The organism is Campylobacter sp. CNRCH_2016_0050h (genome assembly GCF_025772605.1).
Taxonomy (GTDB): Bacteria; Campylobacterota; Campylobacteria; order Campylobacterales; family Campylobacteraceae; genus Campylobacter_D; species Campylobacter_D lari_D.
The window spans coordinates 59,848-84,724 of record NZ_JAKMSK010000001.1; the positions used below are offsets into that span (position 1 = coordinate 59,848).

Here is a 24,877-nt window from a genome sequence, read left to right on the forward strand (position 1 = left end):
ACAAGGCTTCTAGTTTAGTTTTTACTCAACTTCAGCATCGATTACATCATCGTCTTTTTTCTTTTGAGCGTTTGGTTCTTCTTTTTTATACATATTTTCTGCTAATTTATGAGAAACTTCACTTAAAGCTTTCATTTTACCTTCGATTTCTTCTTTAGAAGCATTAGCATTTTTCAATGTCTCTTTTAACTCATCTAAAGCTTTTTGAATATTTGCTTTATCATCATCGCTTACTTTATCTCCAAGCTCACTTAAAGATTTTTCTACTTGATGTACTAAGCTATCAGCAGCATTTCTAGCTTCCACTGCTTCTTTGCGTTTTCTATCTTCTTCTTTGTGAAGCTCTGCATCTTTTACCATATTATTGATTTCTTCTTCACTTAATCCACTTGAACCTGTGATTTTAATCTCTTGAGCCTTACCTGTAGCTTTATCTTTTGCACTAACTGTTAAAATACCATTTGCATCAATATCAAAAGTTACTTCAATTTGTGGCATACCACGAGGTGCTGGTGGAATTCCTTCAAGATTGAAATTTCCTAAAGATTTATTATCACGGCTAAATTCTCTCTCACCTTGTAAAACATTGATAGTAACTGCGCTTTGATTATCTTCAGCAGTTGAGAAAACTTGCTCTTTTTTAGTTGGTATAGTTGTACCTTTTTCGATGATTTTAGTCATCACACCACCTAAAGTTTCAATACCTAAAGAAAGCGGAGTAACATCAAGCAATAATACATCTTTAACATCACCTTTAATAACCGCACCTTGAATTGCCGCACCTATTGCAACAACTTCATCAGGATTTACTGATTTATTAAGCTCTTTTCCAAAGGCTTTTTTAACTTCTTCTTGTACTAGTGGAACACGAGTAGAACCACCCACCATAACAATTTCTTTTACTTCACTTTTATCAAGCCCTGCATCTTTTACTACTTCATTAATTTTGCTAATAGTTTCAGCAACTAAACCATCAATCATACTTTCAAATTTAGCTCTTGTTAGAGTCTTAGTTAAGTGTTTTGGGCCACTTGCATCAGCTGTGATAAATGGTAAATTAATATTAGTTTCATTAGCTGAACTTAATTCTTTTTTAGCATTTTCAGCTGCTTCTTTTAATCTTTGTAAAGCCATTACATCGTTTTTAAGATCAATACCTGTTTCATCTTTAAACTCATTTGCTAAAAAGTCGATTAATTTATTATCAAAATCATCACCGCCTAAAAATGCATTACCGCCTGTTGCTAAAACTTCTACAACATTATCACCTGTTTCAAGCACAGTAACATCAAATGTACCACCACCTAAATCATAAACTACAATTTTTTCACTTTCTTTTTTATCAAGTCCGTAAGCTAAAGCTGCTGCAGTTGGTTCGTTGATAATTCTTAATACATTCAACCCTGCAATTTGTCCTGCTTCTTTTGTAGCTTTTCTTTGTGCATCATTAAAATATGCAGGAACAGTAATAACTGCATCTTCTACTTTTTCACCCAAGAAAGCTTCTGCATCTTCTTTTAATTTCATTAAAACTTTTGCTGAAATTTCTTGTGGAGTATAAATTTTACCTGCTATTTCAATCGCACAAGCCCCATTTCTCTCTGTGATATGATAAGGTAAGCGATTTTTAGCTTCTTTTGCTGCTTCTTCATTGATCATCAAACCCATAATTCTTTTTATAGAATAAATAGTTTTTTCAGGATTAGTCACAGCTTGACGCTTAGCGCTATCTCCAACTAAAACTTCTCCCTTATCTGTAAAAGCAACTACTGAAGGAGTAGTGTTTTTACCTTCTTTATTTGGGATAACTTTACTCTCGCCTCTTTCATATACACTCACACAAGAATTTGTTGTACCTAAATCTATACCTATAACTTTTGCCATTTTTTATCCTTTTTATTAAATTTTATTTTGCAACACTAACTTTTGCTGATCTAATTACTCTATCATTCATCATATAGCCCTTTTGTAAAAGTTGGACAATATGATTACTTTCATGATCGGCGCTTTCAACATGAAACATCGCTTCATGTAAATTTGGATCAAACTCACCATTTGCTTCTATTGCTTTAACCATATGTTTTTCAAGTTTTTTCAAAAGCAAGTCTAAAGTGTTTTGAACCCCTTCTTTTATTTTCAAACTTAATTCATCATTAGCTTCTACATTAATAGCCGCCTCTAATGCATCAACTACATCAAGCAAATCTTTAGCAAAACTTTCATTTGCATAAATTGTTGCTGAAATTTTTTCTTTTTCCATTCTTTTTTTGATATTTTCAAATTCAGCATTTGCTCTTAAATAAGTATCTTTTAACTCATTATACTCTGCTTGAAGTTTTTCTAATTCATTGTTTTGATTTTCTGAATTTTCCACTGCTTCTTCTTGCATTTGCTCATTTTGCTTTTCTTCGCTCACGCAGCCTCCTTTATAATATTTAACATTGTTTTAAAATCAGAATACACACTACCAGCAAAAACCACATTAGATTCTTTGCCTAAAAATGTACTCTTAAGCTTTAATCCCATAAAACCCTCTTCAAATAAAGGATCAAATTGCAATTTATCGTTAAAATAAAATCCAATTTGAGGAGATAAAAGCTTAGCAAATTCATCATTTTGATAAATTTGATAAGCTTTACTCTCATTATATCTATAATAAACCATAGCTTCTTTTAGCATAGTTATTTTTTCCAATAACTCTTTAAACTCAACTCTAAAAGCTAAATTTTCAATACTTTTTAGATCAAGCCCTATAAGTCTTTGTAAGAAAACCAGACTATCTTGGCTAAATCTTAAAACCAACTCATTTTGTCCAAAATCAAGTATGATAAATTTATCATTAACCTTGGTAATATCTTGCAAAATAAGCTCATCGCCACCATAAACTAAGGTATAAATTTCAAACTTATCAAGCAAAAACTCCAACAATGCAAGATCGTTAATCACAATCTCATCTTCGCAAAGTTGCTCATACCAATAAGCCTTCATAGCACTAAAAGTTGGTATGCGACCACTGCTAATATGAAGTTGCGTTAATACACCTTCATCACTTAATTTTTTAAAATAAACTCTTATAGTAGAAGCAGGTATGCTAACTTTATGATTTAACTCATTAGAACCCACAGGGTTATTATCCTCTAGATAGGTTTCAATGATAGTTTTTAAAATTAAATCTTTTTTACTATAAGACTTCACTATAAAACCTTAAATTTTTTATTTTAGCACTCAATGTTTTTAAGTGACAAGATAATTATACAACTTTAGTATAATAATGTCAAGTTATTTTTAAATAAAAATATTTAAAATTATTTAGTCTATATAACTAAAGTTTGTTTAGCCATTTATATATAATATATAAAAACTTATTTTTCAGTTTTTTTAAAAGAAAAGATAATATAATTGCGTCTAGCAATATTTTTTAAAAGGTTTATAATAATGAAAAATCTTACTTTAAGAGAAAAGCAAGATCTTGAAGCTTATGTGTTTTCCAATATAGAAAGAAAAAAAATGGCTTTAAGTAGAATTTTAAAGTTATATTATTTAAGATTTTTTAGATTAGTTTTTTAATTTATATTTTCTCATACCCTCTTTTGTGAAAGATAAGTCTTTAAAATCAGGGGATGAGATTAACTCCATACAAGTTTTATCCAAATTTTCCATTCCACTTACTTGCATACTAGCTTGCAGATTTTCATCTAAATATAAATCAAAAATTACACAAGCTTGATTATTGACCTTGTAGAGAATTTTTCCACCTTTCTTCTCATCTAGTTCATACGCTTGTAATTTATCATTTTTACTCATTTTCTTAATTTCATTTGCAAAAGATTGATGTAAGGTATAATAAATCATAAAATCGCGCATAATATTTTTAATATCAGCAATTTCTTTTCTTAGTTTTGATAAATCTTTAGTGTATAAACTTATAAATTGCGTATTTAAGTATTCATTTAGATTTTTTTCGTTTAAATTTTCACACAGTGGATAAAATTTAACCACGAAAGCCTTATCTTTAGCAAGTACTATATCCACACAAGCTTGTTTGTTTTGTTTGTATTCTAAAAATAAAGCTTGACTAGAGCTTAAATTTAGCGTGTTTTGTTTATTATAAGCAAAATCACTTAAATCTTCATAGATATTTGCATAAGAAAAAATTCCTATAAAAAGCAATAATAAATTTTTCATTCAAATAAATCTTTATGATGAATTTTTAAGTACTCTACTACTTCTAAGATCTCATCAACTCCCTCTTTTTGGGTATTTTGACAAACTTCATCAATACAATCAATATAAACTCCAATTGCTTTTTCTAATTTTACTCTTTTTACCCCAGCAAACAAGAGCATTGCTTCTAAAACTATGCTTAATTCATATTGTAAATTTTCTATTTCTTCTTTAAAATCATGATTTGTTTTCATTATTTTCCTTTAATTCTTTGCTTTTAATTAAATCTACAAATTGTGCTTTTATGAAATCATAGTTAGAGCTATCTTTATACGCAGCAAACAATCCACCGCTAGCATTTTTATGCCCTCCCCCATTGACCAAACTTTTAGCCATCAAACTCACATCGATTTTATTATTTGCTCTAAAACTTAAGGTTTTTCTCGAACTAAGATCAACAAAAAAATCAAAATCAGGATTTTGCATTAAAAAATCATTTCCAATTACGGAAGTATTGCCTATATTTGAAGTTAATAAACCTTTACTTCCTTTATAAAATACACTAAATTTTTCTTTATTTACACTTAGTCTTTCTACCACAAATTTTGAAATTAAATTGCTTAAAGTATCATCATTTTCTTTTTTAAAAAAAGATTTTTTTAAGCCATGCAAATCATCATCTAAATTAATATGAGCATTTTTTTGATGAATGTATTTTCTACAAACATCAAAAAGATAAAAAAGATATTTGATATTTTCTTGTGCAAACATTACCCTATTGATTTCTTTTGCTCCAGAAACCATACCAAGTAGTACTTTTCCAAGTTCAAAATTCTCATCTTCACTCAACCAAATATCTACTGCATTTACAACATCCACAAATTCTGACAAAGCCTTATTTTCACCATAACATTTACTAAAAAAATCATAAACAATCTTAGTAGCACATCTTTTATCATCTAAAAAATACCAAGGATATTTTTGCATAAATTCTAAGCCACTTTGATGATGATCTAAAAGTAAAAGTTTGATTTTTTTGCCTTCTATGGCTTTTTGAAAATCTTCACATTGACTTAATGTTAAATTTAAATCCGTGATTAAAATCACAAATTCTTCATTAGGATTTTGCTTTAAATCTTCCTCTATATTTTTAAAAATCACATTAAAATTTTCATTAATCTCTTTACCATAATTAGAATTATAAAAATAACAATTCTTAAAATAAAAATCTAGCACATACTGACAAGCATAGCCATCTAAATCCGTATGTGAAAGATGATAAATTTTCATATTTTTCCTTTATAAATTATCAACTTTTATGATACCTTCTGTTTCAAACTTGGTATTTTCTGCAATCTCAGCAAAACTTAAGACCGTAATATTAATACCAAAATTAGAACAAATATCAGCAATGAATTTTCTAAGTTGCGGCTCAACACAAAGCAAGAAAGGCTTAATTCTTGTATTTGCCACACTTGCAAGTTCAGCTTTTAAAGCTTCTACTAAAGCACCAGTTTGAGCTACATTTATCATTAAATGATACGAACCATCTTTAAACTGCACATGCTCCATTAATTTTGCAGCTGCAGCAGCATCAAAAATATAAAAGCTAATTTGCCCTTTTTCATCCACATATAAATTTGTAATTGCTCTTGCTAAAGAAGCCCTTACATGCTCAATAATCATATCCAAACTCTTGCTTACTTCAGCTATATCACTAATTGATTCTAAAATTGTAAGCATATCTTTAATAGGAATATGCTCTTTAAGTAAAGCTTTTAAAACTTTTTGAATTAAACCTATGCTAGCAACCCTTAAACAATCATCTACCACGATAGGATAATCATTTTTGATTTTATCTAATAAATTTTGCACTTCTTGTTTAGTTAAAAGCTCTGAAGCATTAGCTTTTATAAGCTCACTCATATGGGTTGAAATCACACTTGCTGGATCAATTACAATATAACCATTCAGCGTTGCCTCATCTTTTAAGGATGATTCTATCCACAAAGCATCAGAATTAAAAGCAGGTTCTTTAGTAGCTATACCTTCGATAGGTTCAGTGATAAAACCACTATCCATAGCTAGATATTTATCGGGATAAATTTCAGCACTAGCTATACCTACACCTTTGAGTTTAAAAGTATATTCATTTGGTTTTAATTGCAAATTATCTCTAATTCTAATTTTTGGCATTAAAAAACCTAAACTTTGAGCTATATTGCGTCTTGTTGATCTAATACGCTCTGTTAATTCACTTTCTGCTAGTTTGATAAGTCCATAACCTAATTCTAATTCTAAAATTTCTAATTTTAAAATATCTGTGATTTTATTTTCTTCTTCTTTTAAGATTTCTTCTTCGCTGCGTTTTTGAGGTTTAGCTTGTTCTTCTTCATGGGTTTCTTGAGACTTTTTAGCTGAAATTGCATTGATTTGAATTTTACCCTCTTGCACTTGCTTTATCATATAACCAAGTCCTAAAAACACCAAAGCCATAAAGCCTAAAGAAAAATGCGGTAAACCGGGCACTAAAGCAAAAATAAATAAAACAAAACCTACAATTAATAAAGTTTTGTATTCCCCTAAAAGCTGATTGATAGAACCTTCAGCAAAATTATCTTCATCTTTACTAGCACGCGTGATGATAATTGCAGTTGCCGTTGAAGTTATAAGTCCAGGAATTTGAGAAACAAGCCCATCACCTATTGTTAATATAGTATAAGTTGAAGCACATTCTCCAAGCTCCATATCATGCTGAAAATAACCTATCATAAACCCACCGATTAAATTTACAATGGTGATAATAATCCCAGCAACAGCATCCCCTTTTATAAATTTAGAAGAACCATCCATTGCTCCATAAAAATTTGCTTCAGCTATGATTTCTTGGCGTCTTGCGCGTGCAGTTTTTTCATCAATCAAACCTGCATTTAAATCCGCATCAATAGCCATTTGCTTACCTGGCATTGCATCAAGAGTAAATCTTGCTTGAACTTCAGAAACCCTTGTGCTACCTTTAGTTACAACCATAAAATTGATTAAAACTAAAATACAAAAAACAACCATACCTATAACATAATTTCCACCAACAACAAATTCACCAAAACTTGCCACTATATCACTAACAGCAGCTGGACCTTGATGACCCTCGCTTAAAATCATACGCGTTGTAGCTATGTTAAGTGAAAGTCTAAAAAGCGTAATAATTAAAATCATAGTTGGAAAAGTTGTTAAATCTGTAGGTTTTGGTATATATAAAGAAATTAAAATAATTAAAACTGAAATTGCTATACTTAAAGCAAGAAAAAAATCTAAAACTATACTTGGTAAAGGTACTATAATAATAGCTAAAATTGCAATAATTACAGCTACTATAGTTAGACTCTTTGCCTTTAAAATAGGTGCAACAAGTGGAGCAATCCAAGGCAATACTAAGCTAAAAATATCCCTTTTAGCCATTATTTTGAATAATATCCTCTAGAGTAATAGAAACTAAAAAATCATCTATCTTATTTTGAAGCTTCACCAACACAGGCATAATTTTACAATTTTCTTCTTTTTGCGAAGGACAAATTCCATTACTGCACTCAAATACATTGATAGATTTTTTCTCTACACTATTAATAATTTCTTTTAAAGTGTATTCACTTGGCTTTTTAACAAGCATAAATCCACCTTTAGCACCCTTATAAGATTTCAAAAGTGCGTCTTTGGCAAGTGCTTGTAAAATTTTTGCTAAAAAACTTTTTGGTATATCTAAAACACTTGACATAGTATCTACATCTTGTGGTTCTTGGGATTTTGCTATATGAATTAAAGACAATAAAGCATATTCGCTAGCTTTGGTAAATAACACTTTTTTCCTTTCATTGAAATATTAATAAACGATATCTATTTTTAACTTTAAATAAAAATTTTAATTATATCAAAAATATGTGTTGTTAAATATTAAATTTCTTATTTTTTAAATTTCAGCATTTTTTTTGTTTTTTTAGTTATAATTGCACTTTTTATTTTAAATACCGCTCAGGAGGTCTATTATGGCTTTAGATTCGGCTAAAAAAGCAGAAATAGTTGCAAAATTTGCTAGAAAAGAAGGAGATACTGGTTCTCCAGAAGTTCAAATCGCACTTTTAAGCGCAAGAATTTCAGATTTAACAGAACATTTAAAAATCTACAAAAAAGATTTTTCTTCTCGTTTAGGTCTTTTAAAGCTTGTTGGTCAAAGAAAAAGACTTTTATCTTATCTAAAAAGAAAAGATTATCAAGCTTATTCTAAATTAATCAGCGAATTAAATTTAAGAGATAAATAAGCCTAGTGCTTATTTATCTTTAATATATTTTATTTTAGTTATTTACCACTTCTTTAATTTAAGTTTTCAAAATTTCAATATTTTATTCACAAGAGTTTCACGATGTGATTTTAGCTTCTAAGTATCTAAAAATAACACTTTAAGTTTTATGGGTAAAAATATTTTTCACATTTAATTTTATTGATTTTTAATGTTTTTTCACTTTTGCTATAAAAAACCCATCTGCATAGTCATCTGGTAAAACTCTTTTGGCGAATGACAAGTCAAAATCATCACTTTTCGCATTAATGAAATTAACATTTAATAAATCAAAATCTAGTAATTCTAATTTAAAATTTTCATTTCTTAACGCATTTTCTAAAACAGCTTCATTTTCTTCTCTTAAAAATGTACAAGTACTATACACCAATTCCCCACCATGTTTTAAGGCTAGTAATGCTGAATGCAAAAGTTTTTTTTGTAAATTTGCTATTTGCTTAATTTCTTTTGTGTTTTTTTGTATTTCAAAACCCATTTTTGCAAAAGTTGAACAAGGCGCATCAAGCAAAATTTTATCAAATTTCAAAGGACAAGCTTTACCTATAGTGCGTGCGTCTTTTAAGAAGCATTTTGCAATTTTAACTTGATAATTTTCCATAGTTGTTTTTAAGGTAAAAAAGCGTGTTTTAGATAATTCACAACTTGCTAAATAACCTTCATTTTGCATAAAATTGGCCAAATTTAAACTTTTTCCACCAGGAGCTGCACACATATCTAATACACTCTCACCAGCTTTAACGCCCAAGGTTTTAGCACATAAATACGAAGAATAATTTTGTATATAAAACTTACCCTCATTAAAAGCATTCATTGAGCTTAATTTGCTTTTAAAAATACTAGGTATTTTATAACAATACAAATCAATTTTTTTAAATTTTATATTTTTTTTATTTAGAATTTCTTCTAGTTTTTCATTGTCAATAAGCAAAGAATTTCTAAAAATATTGACATATTTTTCTTGATTAAAACTTTGAAGGATTTGTTCTTTTTGCTCTTTTGTATAAATTTCATCTAAAGCTGTATTTAAATCAAGCAAGGCCATAAAAATCCTTTAAAAATAAATATGCAGCTAAAGAATCAAGTTTGCCATCTTTTTTCTTTAAATTCACTACACCAAGCTCTTGTGCGTTTTTAGAGCTAAAACTCTCATCAACAAAAAAAACTTCTTTATCAAAATCAAGTAAAGATATGAAATGCTCTATTCTTTTTCGCATTTCATCTTCACTAGATCCGCCCAAAGGAATTCCTACCACCAAAGTATTTACATCATAGTCTTTAATGTATTTTTTTACCTCATTTGCTGCTTGATTGCGGTTTTTTCTAATGATAGCTTCAAGTGGCATGGCCATGCTTTTATTAATACACAAAGCAACACCAATACGCTTTAAACCTATATCTAACGCTAAAGTATTCATATGCAAGCTCTTATTTTCACTCCAGAAATTTCCACTAGACCCTCAAGTTCATATTCATAAACTCTATCACCAAATTTTTTCAAAACTTTTTCTAAATCATTTTCATGCTTTAAAAAGCTTAACAAATCATCCTCACTTTGCTCTTGATAAAGCTCTCCAAACATTTTTGCAAATTCCTCAAAATTATGAATTAAATTTGCTTTTTTTGTGACTAAAAGTAAATTTGTTCCTTCACTTTCATCTTTCCTATGAGGTAATACATATATAGGTTTATTCATACTCAAAGCAAGCCTTGCACTTTGCATAGAACCACTTTTTAAATCAGCTTGAGCTATTATAACAACCTCACTTAAAGCAATAATAAGCCTATTTCTTAATAAAAAATCATATGGCTTTGCTTTATATTTTGCTTCATTTTCACTTAAAGCTAATGCATTTTCATAAATATTTAAAATTTCATTTGTATTAGCTTTTGGATAAATCTCATCAAGTCCATTAGCAAATATGGCTATAGTTTGAGGATAAGCTATTTTAGCTGCTTGGATATCCACACCCAAAGCCCCACCACTTACTACACAAACCTTAGTTTTTTTTAACAAAGATACTAACTCAATGAGACAATTTTTAGTATAAACGCTCATTTTTCTAGAACCTATAATAGCTACTTTTCTAGCATTTAAAAGCTCTAAATTGCCTTTATAATAAATCTTTGAAGGTGGATTTAAAAGATTTTTAAAATCTTCAATATTCTCAATAAATTTCATTTAAATATACAAGTTCAACTGAATTTAACAAATCTTTACTTTGCACCAAAGCTTTAAAAGTCTTTTCTCTTGGATGACCAATAGCTATAGCAAAACCTTTCTTTCTTGCCTCTTCTACTGCTTGTTTGAGTTGATTTTTAATATATGCTATATCATCTTCATTATCCAAAAAAACATCTCTAGCTATATAAGGCTGATTAAATTGACTTACTAAATTTTTAGCTTTAGAATTTCCTATGGTTCTTGAATCTACAAAAATAAAATCATTTTGTTTAAAAGCATTAAATAATTTTTCCATAGCCTGCTTATTTGCAGTAAATAAACTTCCTGTATGGTTGTTAATAAATTTTACTTTTGGAAATTGTTCTTTTACAAAAGCTACGCGCTTGCTTATTTTTTCCATATCATCACTAGGGTGTAAAGTGTTTAATTCTGCCTTGTCATATTTTATAGCAGCAAGAGGCAAATGCACCATAAAAAAGTCAAAATCCTTTGCAAACTCAGCTGTATAAGGATGGCGTTTATCAGGTGGAAAAAAAGATGGGATTAATTTTAAATTTGTTTTTTTAAGCATATCTACATGAGTGTGACTTGCCATATCATCTATGATAATTGCTAGACGAGGCTTGGTATTTTTTTGTACTAGAATTTGAGTTTTATTATCCTCGCTTTTATCTGATATATTTTGCTCTTCATTTTTTGATTCTTTGCTTGTATTTTGATCTATTACTTCTAAAATTGAAGTTTGATTATCTTCTTTAGTTTGATTTAACTCTGTATTTACAGGGTTTAAATTTAAAATTTCACTAATATTTTTATCTAAAAATTCTAAATTTTCATTTTCTAAAGTCAAATTTATATCATTAAAACTAAAATTATTTTCTTGTTCTATTATAGGTAATGGTTCTTTTTTGTTTATTGTTTGATTGTAATCTAAACCTTTATTTTCTTCTTTTTTTAAAAACAAAGCTCCAAATGCAAAAAGAAAAATTCCAATTACAACAAGACAAAGTGCTAAAAGCACTTTGTATTTTTTATTTATAGTTTTCAAATTAGTTTTTATCTTTATCAACTAATTTTTTAGCACTAATCCAAGGCATCATAGCGCGAAGTTCGCGTCCTGTTTTTTCTATCAAAGAATCATTCATTAATTTACGCTCTGCATGCATTCTTGCAAAATTCGCTCTTCTTTCTAAGATAAAATCTTTAGCAAAACTTCCATTTTGTATATCTTTTAAAACACCTTTCATAGCCTCTTTAGTTTCTTTGGTAATAATCTTAGGTCCTGTGATATAATCTCCATATTCAGCAGTATTAGAAACAGAATATCTCATATCAGCAATACCACCTTGATAAATCAAATCTACAATTAATTTCATTTCATGTAAACACTCAAAATATGCCATTTCAGGTTCATATCCTGCTTCAACTAAGGTTTCAAAACCAGCTTGGATTAAAGCACTAAGTCCTCCACAAAGCACCGCTTGTTCGCCAAATAAATCTGTTTCAGTTTCAGCTTTAAAAGTCGTTTCTATAATACCTGTTCTACCACCACCTATAGCACTAGCATAACTTAAAGCTAAATTTTTAGCATTTTTACTTTCATCTTGGTGGATAGCAATTAAACAAGGAGTACCCCCGCCTATACTAAATTCATGTCTTACAGTATGACCTGGAGCTTTAGGAGCTATCATAATCACATCTATACCTTTTGGAGCAACAATTTGTCCATAATGGATATTAAATCCATGTGCAAATGCTAGAGTTTTACCTGCTTTTAATTCAGGTTTAATTTCTTCATTAAAAATTTCACTTTGAATTTCATCAGGAGCTAAAATCATAATCAAATCTGCTTCTTTAGTAGCTTCTTTTACACTTTTTACTATAAAATTTGCTTTTTGAGCTTTTGCCCAACTTTGCCCACCCTCTTTTAAGCCTATGATCACTTCTACACCACTATCTCTTAAATTCATAGCATGAGCATGACCTTGAGAGCCAAAACCCATAATAGCTACTTTTTTTGATTTTATTAAATTAATATCACAATCTTTATCATAATAAATTGACACAGCCATTATGCACTCCTAAAATTAAAATTAAAGCAAAGATTATAACTAAAAAATATAAATTTAATCCTTTTATGATAAAATTTAAGTTTTGAAAAATTACTATAAAGAGTATTATGAAAGAATTATTTAATCAACTAAGCTATGGTCTAAATGCTGATGAAATTACTAATAAAAGCAAGCAAATCATTAGAGAGTTGCTAACTTGTGATATCATTAAATTTTATAAAAACAAATACTATTTAAAAGATGGCTTTACTTTTGGTAAGATTGATATTTCAGCTAATGGAACGGGATTTTTAGAAAGTTTTGATCCTGTTTTTAAGCGTGATTTGCTCATAGAAAATAAAAATTTAAAAGGAGCAAATTATGCTGATATAGTTGTGGCAAAATTACTTCCTCTTAAAAAAAAGCGTCCAAGTGCTAAAGTTATCTTAATACTTAAAAGAGCCCATGAAACTTCTTTGGTTATAACTAAAAAATACGGCGAAGCAGTCCTTGGAGTAAATATTCAAACAGGACTCACATATGCCTTAAAAGCCTCTCAAAAATCCTTAAAAACTCTACCTTTAGGAACTATTTTAAAAATAGAAAATCATGATAATAATATCACTGAAGTGATAGGGCATATTGATGATGATTTTGTAGATGAAAAAATTTCCTTAGCACTTTTTAATAAAAATGCAGTTTTTGATAATTTATGTGAAAATGAGGCAAGAGCTTATGGAAATGAAGTTGATGCGAGTATGTATCCATCAAGAAAAGATCTTAGAAATTTAAATTTTTGTACCATTGATCCAATTGATGCAAAAGATTTTGATGATGCAATTTATTATGATAAAAATGAGCATGCTATTTATGTAGCCATAGCTGATGTAAGTGCTTATGTGCATGCTTATAGTGCCATTGATAAAGAAGCAAGATCAAGGGGTTTTTCGATTTATTTTCCTCATATTGCTATACCTATGTTACCAAGAGCTTTGAGTGAAAATATTTGCTCACTAAAACCTAATGAAGATAGGTTAGCATTTTGTTTTAAAATAAGCTTAGATCAAAACAATGAAGTGATTAAAGAAGAGCTTTTTGAGGCTATTATCAACTCAAAACGCCGTTTTAATTACGATGAAGTTGATGAGTATTTACAAAAGCAAGAAGATTTAGGCGCAATCAATTGGCTTTATGAGGTTTTCAAAATCACTCAAAATTTACGAAAAAAACGATTAAAAAATGCTTGTGAGTTTAAAACCCAAGAGCTAAGAATGACTTTAGATGAAAATAATAAACTCATAAAAACACGCCTTGAAAATGACACTGCCTCGCATAATTTAATCGAAGATTGCATGCTTTTAGCTAATAAAGCTGCAGCAAAACTCATTGATATAGGAGTTTTTAGAAATCATTTAAGTCCTGATTATAAAAAAATAGAGCAATTGCTAGCTGATCTTTCAACACTTAGTATAGATATTAATCCTAAAAATAATGTCATAGAATTATTTAAAGACATTCAAGTCTTAGCAAATGAGCTAAATATAAGAGAAGAGGTAGATAAGCTCATCATCAAAGCGCAAAAAAAGGCAGAATATTCTAGTGAAAATGCGGGACATTTTGGCTTAGGCTTTGATAAATATACCCATTTTACAAGCCCTATTAGAAGATATTCTGATCTTATTTTACACAGACTTTTAAAAGCTAAAATCAACAATGATGAAAAAATGTTTAATTATTTGCTTTTAAACATACAAAGTACTTGCGAGGAATTAAGTTTATTAGAAAGAGAAGCAGATAAAGTTGCTTGGCATTTCATGGATAGAAAATTTGCAAGATGGGCAAAAGAAAATATAGGAAAAAGATTTAAGGCTTTGGTGGTAGAAAATCAAAGTTCATTACAAGTAAAATTAAATGATGAAATTAAAGGAGCTTTGATTACCATCATAGGTTCAAGGGCAAATTTATTAGAAAATATAGAAGTGGAAATCACTGAAGTAGATATTATTAGTGCTAAAATTTTTGGCAAAATTACCAAGCATTTTAGTTTAGAAAGAAACCAAAATGTATAAAAATCAACTCCAAAGCTTACTTAATGGTAATAGTTTTCCCAATTATTTCTTGCTTTATGGAGCGGATAATTTCCAAATAGAACTTTATGCTAAATTTATTAAAGACAAATACTCTTTTGATGAGAGTTTAAGATTTTATTTTGAAGAATATGATTTTAAGCAAGCTTATGATTATTTATCTAGCGCTTCTTTATTTAGCGAGAGAAAACTGCTAGAAATCAAAACTCAAAAGAAAATCCCAAGTAAAGAACTCAAGCAACTTTTACAGCTTTGTCAAAATTCGCAAGATAATTATTTTTTACTTGAAATTTATGATGAAAGTTCCAAACAAAGTGAAGCAGAGAAAATTTTTGCTAATAATTTTTGTAGATTTTATAAAGTAAATTCAGCTAAGGAAGGCATGGAATTACTAGCTTTAAAAGCTAAAGAATTAAATATTAACATTACTCAAAATGCCCTTTATGCTCTTTTTTATAATTTTAATGAAAATTTATATTTAGCGGCTAATGAGTTAAATAAATTTAGTGGTCTAAATATCGATGAAAAAATCATCCAAGAGCATTGTTATAGTTTAAGTACTATTAGTTTTGAAAGTTTTTTTGATAAATTAATGCAAAAAAAAGATTTAAGGAATGAACTTGAAAATATTTTAGAAAATTACAATGAAATAGCATTGATTAATGCCTTATATGCAAATTTTTCTAGACTTTTTAAAATAGCTTTACATGTTAAAATTTATGGAAATTTAGACTTGAAAGAAATTTTAGGCTATGCCCCGCCTATTTCTGTGGCACAAAATCTTCAAAAACAAGCTCTTATGATCAAAATATCACAATATAAAAATATCTTTCTGACACTTTGTAATTGCGAATATGAATTAAAAAAGAATTCTAAAATAGAAAAAAAAGAATTTTTAATCGCAACACTTTTACAACTTAGCTCCATATTAAAAAGTTAAATTAAGAAAACTTATGGTAAAATGAAATTTGCATTTTATGCAAATCCTTGCCTAAAATTTTAGGCTTTATATCCATAAGGAGAAATTAAATGAGACATTATGAAGTTTTATTCATATTAAAACCAACACTTACAGAAGAAGAAGTAAGTGCTAAGTTGGAATTCGTAAAAGAAGTCCTTACAAAAAATGGCGCAGAAATTGAAAGCGTAGTTCCAATGGGAACAAGAAAACTTGCGTACAAAATTAAAAAATACGAAAGAGGAACTTATTTTGTGATTTATTTCAAAGCTCCTACAAATTTAATAGCAGAGCTTGAAAGGGTATTAAGAATCACTGAAGAAGTAATCAGATTTTTAATCGTAAAATATGAAAATAAAAAAGAAATTGCAGCTTGGGAAAGACTAAGCAAGGGTATCAAACAAAATAAAAAAGAAATTAAAGCTAGTGAAAGCACAGAAGGCTAATTAATGTTTAACAAAGTCGTTTTAGTAGGGAATCTTACAAGGGACATAGAAATGCGTTATGCTCCATCAGGTAGCGCAATAGGCTCTTCTGCTATAGCTGTAACAAGAAGATTTAGTACAAATACAGGAGAAAAAAGAGAGGAAACCTGCTTTATCGACATTAGCTTTTTTGGAAGAACTGCAGAAATTGCTAATCAATACCTTAATAAAGGTAGTAAAATTTTAATCGAAGGTCGCTTGAGATTTGAGCAATGGAGCGATCAAAATGGACAAAACAGATCAAAGCATAGTATTCAAGTTGAAAATTTAGAAATGCTAGGTTCAACTGTACAAAATAATCAACAAAGTAATTTTGAAAATCAAAATTATGGTTATAATCAAAATTTTAATCAACAACAAAGCTTTGATCCTTATGCTCAAGTACAAACTAGAACAAATTCATCTAATAATACCTATCAAAATCCTCAAAAGGAAGCCCCTATGAAGGAAATTGATATTGATAAATATGATGATGATACAGAATTACCATTTTAAAGGAAAAAACATGGCAGAAAAAAGAAAATACTCACGCAAATATTGTAAATATACTGAAGCTAAAGTTGATTTTATAGACTATAAAGATACAGCATTGCTAAAACATGCTTTATCAGAAAGATTTAAAATTATGCCACGCCGTTTAACAGGCACTAGCAAAAAACACCAAGAAATGGTTGAAGTTGCTATTAAGCGTGCAAGACATGTAGCACTTATCCCTTATATCGTAGATAGAAAAGAAGTTGTTACTAATCCTTTTGAAGGACTATAATTATTAAATCAAACCCAAGCTTTTTAAGCTTGGGAAAATAAAAGGTTGTTTTATGTTTTCAGATATAGAATCTGAAATTTATGTTATTTTACTTGCATCCGTTGCTATTATAGCAGTTTTAAATCCTTTTGGAAATCTTCCACAATTTATTGCAATGACTGAAGGTTTAGATGCTGATACAAGAAAAAAACTTTTTAGAAATATCATTTACACTGCATTTTGTATTGTTTTAGTTTTTTTACTTTCTGGACCATTTATCATGAAATATTTATTTAAAATAGATATTAATGATTTACGAGTTGCAGGTGGTTTGATTTTAATCATTATGAGTACAAAAAATCTACTTTTCACCCCATCAAGCACTCAATTTCAACACTATCAAGGATTAAGCCACAAAGAATTATTAAAAAAAAGTATAGTGCCAATGGCATTTCCTATGCTTGTAGGACCTGGAACACTTTCTACCATAGTAGTTATTTCAGAAGATCAAAATTTAGCTATAGCCATAGCTTCTGTATTACTTACTTTTGCTTTTATTTTTGCTTTATTTCACTTTTCAGCTACTATTGAAAAAGTTATCGGTAAGCTTGTGCTTTATGTTTTTTCGCGCATTGCTTTAGTTTTTATTATGGCTATGGGAGTAAAAATGATAGCTATTGGGGTTCAAACTTACATTCAATCTACCTAGGATAAATAAAAAAACTTTTTTGTAAAAACACTTCTTCATTTACTGCTTTATTAGTATTTAACAACACACTAATATTTACCGCTACAATACTTTTTGCATGAACATACTTTGCAATTAATTTATTATTTTTACATTCACCCAAAGGATAAGCATAATCAATTCGTATTTTTATATTATTATATTCAAAATTATATTCACTTAAGCATTCTTTACCCTCCAAATAGGCTTGATATAAAAAATATTTAGCAAACTCTTTAGCATCATGAAGTAAAATATTTCCTTGAGTATAAAGCGTTAAATCTTTCATAATTCTTGGTGGATATGAAGAAATTTTTATTATAAACGCCATAATAAAAGAAATAAATAAAATAAAAAATATTGTATATATCATTGCAAATGATTTTTTCACAAAAGCATCCATTTATCTAAACATCTATTTTGAGTATTACTGCAAATTGTAATTTTTAATAACTCACCATCATGCTTGAAAATAAGTTTTGAAATATTTTGAGCTAATAAAAATACTTGTTTGTTATGATTTAAATCATCAATTTGCATATAAATATTTTTATTTTTCAAATACACCTTAATATAAGCATATAAAATAGTATAAAATCCACTAAAACTCTCATCAAAAAAATTGATTTTTTCTCTATCATCAACTAATATTTTATAGATTTTTGAATTTTTTATATCATAAATATACATATAATCACTAGTGTATATTTTCAACTTCTTCATACTATGCATATCTTTATAATTGCTCAAAATTCCTTCAGAAATTCCATTTTCTATAAAATACAAATTACTTTTTGGGCTAAAAAAACTTTCATTATTTTCTAAAATAATACCACTGAAGTTTAATTTTTTTAATGACAAATCATAAAAAATATCATCATTTGCATTCATATAACACTCAAAAGAATTACTTGTAAATATTGCATTCAAGCAAGAATTATAAATTTTCTCCATGCTAAGTAAAGCTTGATTTAAATCAAAAAATATTTCACTAGATTTTTTAACATTAAAACTATAATTATAAATATACATAGCTGGATTAATTAAAATAGTAATCAAAATACCCAAAATAACAAGGCTTAACGCAAGTTCCAATAAACTAAAAGCCTTTTTCATCTATAAAAGCTTCTTTATAGGATAAATCTTTTATTTTTAAAGATTTGAGTTTAAATTTATCACTAGTGTATTCTAAAAAGTTGTAAGTATTTATATTTATCTCTTTTGCTTTATATGAAGGAATTTTCTTTAGCAATTCTTTTTCTTCATTAAAAAGGGTTTGATTTTGCCATATAACATTTAAAGATTTATTTGCAAATACAAGATAATAAGATCCAAAAATAAAAGATAAAATTACAATACAAAAAGCAAGAAGCTCTAGGAGACTAAAAAGCTTGCTTCATTTATTTAAACTTGCATTAAAAGCTTCAAAAAAGGCACCGCGTAAAGCTCTTTTTTCCAAAGCTTCAATTCCTTTTATAGTTACTCCTGCTGGAGAACAAATTTTTTCTTTAATAATAGCAGGATGAGCATAATTAAACAAAGCACTAAAGCTTTCAAAACTTGCGCGAGTAAGCTCATAACTAAGCTCATTTTTTAAACCATTTTTCACACCTGCATTAGCTAAACTTTCTGCTACCAAAGCCAAAAATGCAGGAGCACAACCACTCAAAACCATAGCTATATCAAATTCTTTTTCATTTTGCAAACTTATGGCTTTACCAAAAGTATTTAGCAAAGATAAAATTTCATCTTTAAATAAATCTTTTTCCATTAAATAAGCAGTTGTAGAAGCTTTAAATTCGGCTGCTGTATTTGGCATAATTTTCACATAATTTTGTGCATCAATACAATGAAGCCGCTCAAAAGTAGTGTTTGCTAAAACCGAAATAAGCCATCTTGCCTTGCCTTTTAATTTAACAGCTACTTCTTCTAACGCATAAGGTTTAAAAGCCAAAATAATATTTTTATTATCCATATCAAGCTCATCATATGATAATACTTTTAAATTTAAACCACTGGCTTTTTTTAAATCCCTAGCAACAATAACTACTTTATAAGTATCCTCTAAACCTTTAGCTATAGCACTTGCCATAGCACCATTTCCTAAAATATAAATTTCAGACATTATTTTGTTTGTTTAATAAAAGCTGAAATCTTTTCAGACTGAAAATAATTAGGATATTTGCTTGTATCTAAAATCACTTGCACTAAAGAGTTATTATCATAATTCATCACAACAGGTGCTAAAAAATTTACCGTAGATTCTTCTAATGGCTCATTAATAGCCACTATAACAAACACACCAAAATTAGTTTGCTCATTTAAAGCTAATAATTCTTGATAATAATCAGGCACTTCAAAATCATAATCAGGACGGATCATATAAGGATCAATCATCACAAAAGAAAAATCTTTACCATCAAGGCTTTTAAGTCTATAAAAAACCTCGTCTATTTTATAAAAATTCATATTTTTGGTATCTTCAAAACCTAAAATAGGACATTTAACTTCTAAGTTCATCTTGCCTCCTAAAATCTATTGACTAAGAAATTACAACTCATTAAGCAATTTTAGTTCCAATTTTAAAAATTACACTAATTAAGAGTTTTTGACTATAATTTTAGTTTTAAAAATTAACAATTTCATAAACATAAAAACATTATAATTACAATTATTAAATTTATAAGGTAACACAATGAAAAAACTTTTTATTTTTTCACTTATTATTGCAGGTTTATTTTTAGGAGCATGTAGCTCGAAAAAAGCTGAAGATTTATATAATCTAAGTTCTATGGAATGGTATCAACAAATTATAAAAGATTTACAAGAAAAAAATCTTGAAGCAGCTGATAAACACTATACTTCAATGGCAGGTGAGCATATTGCTGATCCATTATTAGAACAAACTTTACTTATATTAGCTCAAGCTCATATTAGTGAAGAAGAATATGAAATGGCAAATTTTTATCTTGATGAATATTTAAACAAATTTGGTGATTCTAAAAATGTAGCTTATATAAGATATTTAAAAATCAAAGCTAAATTTGACTCTTTTGCTGTTCCAAATCGTAACCAAGCCTTAATGCTAAAAACAATAGAAGAAATCAAAGAATACAATCAAAACTATCCTAATGTACAATATAATGATTTAATCGATACTATGCTAACTAAATTTAATCTTGCAGTTTTTTACCTTGATACAAGTATAGCAGAGTTATATCAGAAAAAAAACAGAGAGCAAAGCTATGAGATTTATAAGCAAAAAATCGAAAATTCCGATTTTAATAAAATCGATATGATTAAACCAGAACTTCCATGGTATAGAAAAATATTTGAAGAAGGTATAATGTAATGAAATTAGAAAATACTCAAAACTATCCAACAAAACTTCCCATTCTTGTAGAAGATGAGCTTTTTTTATACCCTTTTATGATAACACCTATTTTTTTAAATGATATGCAAAATATTAAAGCCTTAGATACCGCTTTACAAAATGAAAGTATGATTTTTGTGGCACCATCAAAAATTGAAGGTGGGCGTGGCTTTGATGATATATATGATTGTGGTGTCATTGGGAGTATTATGAGAAAAGTTCCACTGCCTGATGGTAGGATTAAAATTTTATTCCAAGGATATGCAAAAGCCAAGATTGTTGAGAGAATTTCGGATGATCCTTTATATGCTTTAGTTGATTTAATTCATCAAGAGCCAATTTGTAATACAAAAAAAGAAGCTATTATAGAAGTAGTTAGAGAAAAAGCCAAAGCTTTATCGACTGTGAGTCATTATTTTCCACCTGATCTTTTAAGAACTATAGAAGAAGATGTCGAGCCTAGCAGAATTTGTGATCTAATATTAAATTCTATTAAAATCAAAAAACAACAAGCTTATGAATTTTTTATCGAAACTAATTTAGAAACTAAGCTTTTAAATTTAATTGATTATTTAGCTAAAGAAATTGAAGCAAATAAAATCCAAAAAGAAATCAAAAATAAAGTTCACTCTAAAATTGACAAGGTTAATAAAGAATACTTTTTAAAAGAACAACTCAAACAAATTCAAAGAGAGCTTGGAAGCGATATACAAAAAGAAAGCGAAGTAGAGGAATATAATAAAAAATTAGAAAAGAAAAAAGCTTTTATGTATGAAGAGGCTTATAAAGAAATCAAAAAGCAAATTCAAAAATATGAAAGAATTCATCAAGATAATTCAGAAGCTTCTATGGTGCAAACTTACATAGAAACGGTTTTAGATATACCTTTTGAGCACTCCTCAAAGAAAAAACTAAATTTAAAAGATGTATCTTTACAACTCAATAGTGATCACTATGCCCTAGAAAAACCAAAAGAGCGTATTGAAGAATACTTTGCAGTTAAAGAACTTTTAGAAAAACGCAAGATTAAAGATAGAGATGGTGCAAAAGTCATCTTGTGCTTAGTTGGCCCTCCTGGTGTTGGCAAGACTTCTTTAGCAAATTCAGTCGCAAAGGCATTAAAAAGAGAGTTAGTGCGCATAGCTTTAGGTGGTTTAGAAGATGTTAATGAACTAAGAGGACATAGAAGAACCTATATAGGAGCTATGCCAGGACGCATTATACAAGGACTTATAGAAGCAAAACAAAGCAACCCAGTAGTTGTGCTTGATGAGATTGATAAACTAAGTCACAATCATAGAGGAGATCCAAGTGCAGTTTTACTTGAAATCTTAGATCCTGAACAAAATACTAAATTTAGAGATTATTATCTAAATTTCAACATCGATTTAAGCAAAATCATTTTCATAGCTACTGCAAATGATGCAAGTTTAATTCCACCTGCTCTAAAAGATAGAATGGAATTTATAGAACTTAGCTCTTACACCCCTCAAGAGAAATTCCAAATAGCCAAAAACTATCTCATACCTGATGAAATAAAAAAACATGGATTAAAAAAAGAAGAAATAAGCTTTAGTGATGATGCTATAGAATTAATAGTAAATGAATATACTAGAGAATCAGGTGTAAGAAATTTAAGAAGAAAAATTGCTGAAATTTGTAGAAAATGTGTTAAAAAACTTCTTTTAGAAAAAGATATTAAAAATATTGAAATTAATGATAAAAATTTAAAAGATTTTTTAAGCAAAAAAGTTTTTGAAATAGAAAAGCACGAAAAAGAAAATAAAATCGGACAGGTAAATGGACTTGCTTGGACTGCAGTAGGTGGAGATGTATTGAAAATCGAAGCCATTAAAATCAAAGGCAAGGGTGATCTAACTTTAACAGGGAGCTTAGGCGATGTAATGAAAGAATCAGCAAAAATTGCTCAAAGTCTTGTTAAGAATTTAATCGATGATGAACAAATTAAAGTCTCAAAGAAACTTTTCTACAAAGAAGATGAAAACATATACAATCAATACAATCTTCACATTCATGTACCAGATGGAGCCACTCCAAAAGACGGACCAAGTGCAGGCATAACTATTACCACAGCCATTGCTTCTATTTTTAGCGACAAGAAAGTAAAATCAAATGTTGCAATGACTGGAGAAATTGATCTAATGGGCAATGTTTTACCAATAGGTGGTTTAAAAGAAAAACTTATTGCTGCTTATAAAGCTGATATTAAAACAGCCATTATCCCACATAAAAACTATGAAAGAGATTTAAAAGATATTCCTGAAGAAGTAGTAAAAAATATGAAAATTATTGGGGTGAAAAATTTACAAGAAGTTTTAAAAATAGCTCTTATCTAAATTAGAAGCTTTAAGCTTCTAATTTATTCATAACTACTCTACTTTCATTTTCAAGTTCTCTTATATCATTAATAATAGAGTCATAATCTTCTTTTGATATATTGTCCTTTTTAGCTATTTTTATAGCTTTACTTGCCGCGCTTTGTATTTTCTCACTCTTAATCTCCATTTCATTTTGAGAAATTAAAGGACAGAAAATACTTTTTGCATCTTCATCTTTACATAAAGTTGAAATAGGATCTAGATTTTGAAGATTTTCTTGAGAACCATTTAGAGTTAAATAAACATCAGATTTATATAATATATGATCTATTTTCATTGCAGAAAGAGTTAAATCAGAAGCAAAATTAACAAATTCTTTTCCTAAATGAGAGCTTTTATCCTCTAATTCTTTAAATGCCTCACTAAAATCAGCAACTTTACTATCAGAAGAATTTGCAATATCAAATACTTTTTCGCTATTTTCTTGTATAGAAGCAATTTCTTGATTCATTACTTGAATTGCTAAAGTAATTTCACCTGTTGCTTTTTGTGTTTTTTCAGCAAGTTGTCTTACTTCATCTGCAACTACCGCAAAACCTCTACCATGCTCTCCCGCACGAGCTGCTTCAATAGCTGCATTTAATGCAAGTAGGTTAGTTTGATCTGCAATATCCCTAATTACCTCAACAATTGCATTGATACTCTGAGCATTAGATGCAAAAGTATTTACAGCATTTTTACTTTCATCAGCCACTTGCATCATTGATGAAATTGAATCCTGTAAATTACCTACTTCTAAACCATTTTTTTGTGCTGTATTTGAGATTATTCTAATATCACCAAAAACTTCTCTCATAAGTTTGATGATTTTATTTAATGCAGAAGACAAATCGTTTAAATTTTTATTTTGACTATTTAAACTCAAGTCCATAAGTTCTCTTGATAAAGCATTTTTAAAAACAGATTTTCCTGTTTTTTCTATATCATCTAAAGCTTTATTAATAAAGTTAATATTATGAACAAAAATACCTTTTAAACCTTCAGGGATAGCTCTTCTAAAATATTCACCTTTTTGAGAACAAGCAATTGAAGTATTTATCTCTCTTAAATAAGCCTCTAAACCATCTATTGTATTATTAAGATTATCAGCAATTTCTTTTAATTTTTTATTAGTACATTTAATATATACAATTCTTGAATCAAAATTACCATTTTTTAACTCTCTACTAAGATGTAAAATCTTATCACTAAATTGTTCTTCTTTTTTTAAAATAAACAATCCATATATAAATAAACAAAACAAAACTAAAAAGAAACCTAAAGAAATAAACTCTGCATAAAGCAAAGAATTCATACAGGCTACTATGCTTAAAACTATACCAAGAAACAAAATATTTTTCATAAGAAATCCTTT

The 24,877-nt window shown here is 28.5% G+C and carries 28 protein-coding genes; 10 read left to right on the forward strand and 18 right to left on the reverse strand.

Going from position 1 to position 24,877, the window contains the following annotated elements; translation table 11 throughout:
• Positions 1-21 precede the first annotated feature (21 nt).
• Genes dnaK through L8X28_RS00290 form a run of 3 tightly spaced genes read right to left on the reverse strand, consistent with a single transcriptional unit; the run spans position 22 to position 3,195 of the window.
• A complete protein-coding gene (gene dnaK / locus L8X28_RS00280) occupies positions 22-1,884 on the reverse strand; it encodes a molecular chaperone DnaK (protein ID WP_263659097.1) in 1,863 nt (620 codons plus the stop codon).
• A gap of 22 nt (positions 1,885-1,906) precedes the next feature.
• Positions 1,907-2,416, reverse strand: coding sequence for a nucleotide exchange factor GrpE (gene grpE / locus L8X28_RS00285; protein WP_114640401.1), 510 nt, complete (start codon positions 2,414-2,416; stop codon positions 1,907-1,909).
• Positions 2,413-3,195, reverse strand: coding sequence for an HrcA family transcriptional regulator (locus tag L8X28_RS00290; RefSeq protein WP_133318800.1), 783 nt, complete (start codon positions 3,193-3,195; stop codon positions 2,413-2,415). The genes grpE and L8X28_RS00290 overlap by 4 nt, the downstream gene beginning before the upstream one ends.
• A 240-nt stretch (positions 3,196-3,435) precedes the next feature.
• Between L8X28_RS00290 and L8X28_RS00295 the strand changes: the two genes are divergently transcribed.
• Entirely contained in the window at positions 3,436-3,567 is a 132-nt protein-coding gene (locus tag L8X28_RS00295) for a hypothetical protein (RefSeq protein WP_256374638.1), read from the forward strand.
• On the opposite strand, the gene L8X28_RS00300 is transcribed toward L8X28_RS00295, so the two are convergent.
• The 5 genes from L8X28_RS00300 to L8X28_RS00320 are packed head-to-tail and all read right to left on the reverse strand — an operon-like array spanning position 3,556 to position 8,020.
• Positions 3,556-4,185 (reverse strand): hypothetical protein, encoded by a 630-nt coding sequence (locus L8X28_RS00300; protein ID WP_263665195.1) that lies wholly within the window; start codon positions 4,183-4,185, stop codon positions 3,556-3,558. The genes L8X28_RS00295 and L8X28_RS00300 overlap by 12 nt on opposite strands.
• Positions 4,182-4,418: a hypothetical protein gene (locus tag L8X28_RS00305; RefSeq protein WP_257942438.1), complete on the reverse strand. Its 237-nt coding sequence runs from the start codon at positions 4,416-4,418 to the stop codon at positions 4,182-4,184. The genes L8X28_RS00300 and L8X28_RS00305 overlap by 4 nt, the downstream gene beginning before the upstream one ends.
• Positions 4,402-5,454: a DHH family phosphoesterase gene (locus L8X28_RS00310; protein WP_263665196.1), complete on the reverse strand. Its 1,053-nt coding sequence runs from the start codon at positions 5,452-5,454 to the stop codon at positions 4,402-4,404. The genes L8X28_RS00305 and L8X28_RS00310 overlap by 17 nt, the downstream gene beginning before the upstream one ends.
• Positions 5,455-5,463: 9 nt before the next feature.
• Positions 5,464-7,623 carry a flagellar biosynthesis protein FlhA gene (gene flhA / locus L8X28_RS00315; RefSeq protein ID WP_133318796.1) on the reverse strand — a complete coding sequence of 720 codons (2,160 nt, stop codon included), beginning with the start codon at positions 7,621-7,623 and terminating at the stop codon, positions 5,464-5,466.
• Positions 7,616-8,020, reverse strand: a complete 405-nt coding sequence (locus L8X28_RS00320) for an Rrf2 family transcriptional regulator (protein WP_220567238.1) — start codon at positions 8,018-8,020, stop codon at positions 7,616-7,618. Before L8X28_RS00320 ends, flhA begins: the two co-directional genes overlap by 8 nt.
• A 184-nt stretch (positions 8,021-8,204) precedes the next feature.
• Here L8X28_RS00320 and rpsO point away from each other — a divergent pair, with 184 nt between their 5' ends.
• A complete protein-coding gene (gene rpsO / locus L8X28_RS00325) occupies positions 8,205-8,477 on the forward strand; it encodes a 30S ribosomal protein S15 (protein ID WP_012661650.1) in 273 nt (90 codons plus the stop codon).
• A 187-nt stretch (positions 8,478-8,664) separates the two neighbouring features.
• On the opposite strand, the gene L8X28_RS00330 is transcribed toward rpsO, so the two are convergent.
• From L8X28_RS00330 to ilvC, 5 genes are read right to left on the reverse strand one after another with little or no spacing between them, the layout of a single operon-like run.
• Positions 8,665-9,558, reverse strand: coding sequence for an RsmB/NOP family class I SAM-dependent RNA methyltransferase (locus L8X28_RS00330; RefSeq protein WP_263665197.1), 894 nt, complete (start codon positions 9,556-9,558; stop codon positions 8,665-8,667).
• A complete protein-coding gene (ruvX, locus tag L8X28_RS00335) occupies positions 9,545-9,931 on the reverse strand; it encodes a Holliday junction resolvase RuvX (RefSeq protein ID WP_220567240.1) in 387 nt (128 codons plus the stop codon). The genes L8X28_RS00330 and ruvX overlap by 14 nt, the downstream gene beginning before the upstream one ends.
• The gene (locus L8X28_RS00340) at positions 9,928-10,695 is read right to left on the reverse strand and encodes a DNA-protecting protein DprA (RefSeq protein ID WP_263665198.1); all 768 of its coding nucleotides are present in this window, start codon (positions 10,693-10,695) and stop codon (positions 9,928-9,930) included. The genes ruvX and L8X28_RS00340 overlap by 4 nt, the downstream gene beginning before the upstream one ends.
• A complete protein-coding gene (locus L8X28_RS00345) occupies positions 10,682-11,746 on the reverse strand; it encodes a divergent polysaccharide deacetylase family protein (RefSeq protein WP_263660086.1) in 1,065 nt (354 codons plus the stop codon). Before L8X28_RS00345 ends, L8X28_RS00340 begins: the two co-directional genes overlap by 14 nt.
• A 1-nt stretch (position 11,747) precedes the next feature.
• The gene (gene ilvC, locus L8X28_RS00350; RefSeq protein WP_263665199.1) at positions 11,748-12,770 is read right to left on the reverse strand and encodes a ketol-acid reductoisomerase; all 1,023 of its coding nucleotides are present in this window, start codon (positions 12,768-12,770) and stop codon (positions 11,748-11,750) included.
• A 107-nt stretch (positions 12,771-12,877) separates the two neighbouring features.
• Between ilvC and L8X28_RS00355 the strand changes: the two genes are divergently transcribed.
• The 6 genes from L8X28_RS00355 (at position 12,878) to L8X28_RS00380 (ending at position 17,733) form a co-directional block, all read left to right on the forward strand.
• On the forward strand, positions 12,878-14,818 hold the full coding sequence (locus tag L8X28_RS00355) for a VacB/RNase II family 3'-5' exoribonuclease (protein ID WP_263665200.1): 1,941 nt from the start codon (positions 12,878-12,880) through the stop codon (positions 14,816-14,818).
• Entirely contained in the window at positions 14,811-15,776 is a 966-nt protein-coding gene (holA, locus tag L8X28_RS00360; protein WP_263665202.1) for a DNA polymerase III subunit delta, read from the forward strand. Before L8X28_RS00355 ends, holA begins: the two co-directional genes overlap by 8 nt.
• Before the next feature lie 89 nt (positions 15,777-15,865).
• Positions 15,866-16,240, forward strand: a complete 375-nt coding sequence (rpsF, locus tag L8X28_RS00365) for a 30S ribosomal protein S6 (RefSeq protein WP_133318789.1) — start codon at positions 15,866-15,868, stop codon at positions 16,238-16,240.
• A 3-nt stretch (positions 16,241-16,243) separates the two neighbouring features.
• A complete protein-coding gene (locus L8X28_RS00370; RefSeq protein WP_133318788.1) occupies positions 16,244-16,774 on the forward strand; it encodes a single-stranded DNA-binding protein in 531 nt (176 codons plus the stop codon).
• Between the two features lie 10 nt (positions 16,775-16,784).
• Positions 16,785-17,045 (forward strand): 30S ribosomal protein S18, encoded by a 261-nt coding sequence (gene rpsR, locus L8X28_RS00375; RefSeq protein ID WP_039618521.1) that lies wholly within the window; start codon positions 16,785-16,787, stop codon positions 17,043-17,045.
• 52 nt (positions 17,046-17,097) lie between these two features.
• On the forward strand, positions 17,098-17,733 hold the full coding sequence (locus L8X28_RS00380; protein ID WP_263660959.1) for a MarC family protein: 636 nt from the start codon (positions 17,098-17,100) through the stop codon (positions 17,731-17,733).
• On the opposite strand, the gene L8X28_RS00385 is transcribed toward L8X28_RS00380, so the two are convergent.
• The 4 genes from L8X28_RS00385 to fliW form a co-directional block, all read right to left on the reverse strand.
• A complete protein-coding gene (locus L8X28_RS00385; RefSeq protein WP_263665203.1) occupies positions 17,726-18,040 on the reverse strand; it encodes a hypothetical protein in 315 nt (104 codons plus the stop codon). The genes L8X28_RS00380 and L8X28_RS00385 overlap by 8 nt on opposite strands.
• Before the next feature lie 98 nt (positions 18,041-18,138).
• Complete coding sequence (locus L8X28_RS00390; RefSeq protein WP_263665204.1) at positions 18,139-18,867, reverse strand: prepilin-type N-terminal cleavage/methylation domain-containing protein; 729 nt, start codon at positions 18,865-18,867, stop codon at positions 18,139-18,141.
• Positions 18,868-19,147: 280 nt separating this feature from the next.
• Positions 19,148-19,876: a pyrroline-5-carboxylate reductase gene (locus tag L8X28_RS00395; protein ID WP_263665205.1), complete on the reverse strand. Its 729-nt coding sequence runs from the start codon at positions 19,874-19,876 to the stop codon at positions 19,148-19,150.
• On the reverse strand, positions 19,876-20,271 hold the full coding sequence (gene fliW / locus L8X28_RS00400) for a flagellar assembly protein FliW (protein ID WP_012661666.1): 396 nt from the start codon (positions 20,269-20,271) through the stop codon (positions 19,876-19,878). The genes L8X28_RS00395 and fliW overlap by 1 nt, the downstream gene beginning before the upstream one ends.
• 175 nt (positions 20,272-20,446) lie before the next feature.
• Between fliW and bamD the strand changes: the two genes are divergently transcribed.
• A complete protein-coding gene (gene bamD / locus L8X28_RS00405) occupies positions 20,447-21,103 on the forward strand; it encodes an outer membrane protein assembly factor BamD (protein WP_133318782.1) in 657 nt (218 codons plus the stop codon).
• On the forward strand, positions 21,103-23,481 hold the full coding sequence (gene lon, locus L8X28_RS00410; RefSeq protein ID WP_263659079.1) for an endopeptidase La: 2,379 nt from the start codon (positions 21,103-21,105) through the stop codon (positions 23,479-23,481). Before bamD ends, lon begins: the two co-directional genes overlap by 1 nt.
• 10 nt (positions 23,482-23,491) lie before the next feature.
• Here lon and L8X28_RS08345 read toward each other — a convergent pair whose 3' ends face one another.
• Complete coding sequence (locus L8X28_RS08345) at positions 23,492-24,865, reverse strand: methyl-accepting chemotaxis protein (RefSeq protein WP_318529619.1); 1,374 nt, start codon at positions 24,863-24,865, stop codon at positions 23,492-23,494.
• Positions 24,866-24,877: the final 12 nt, after the last annotated feature.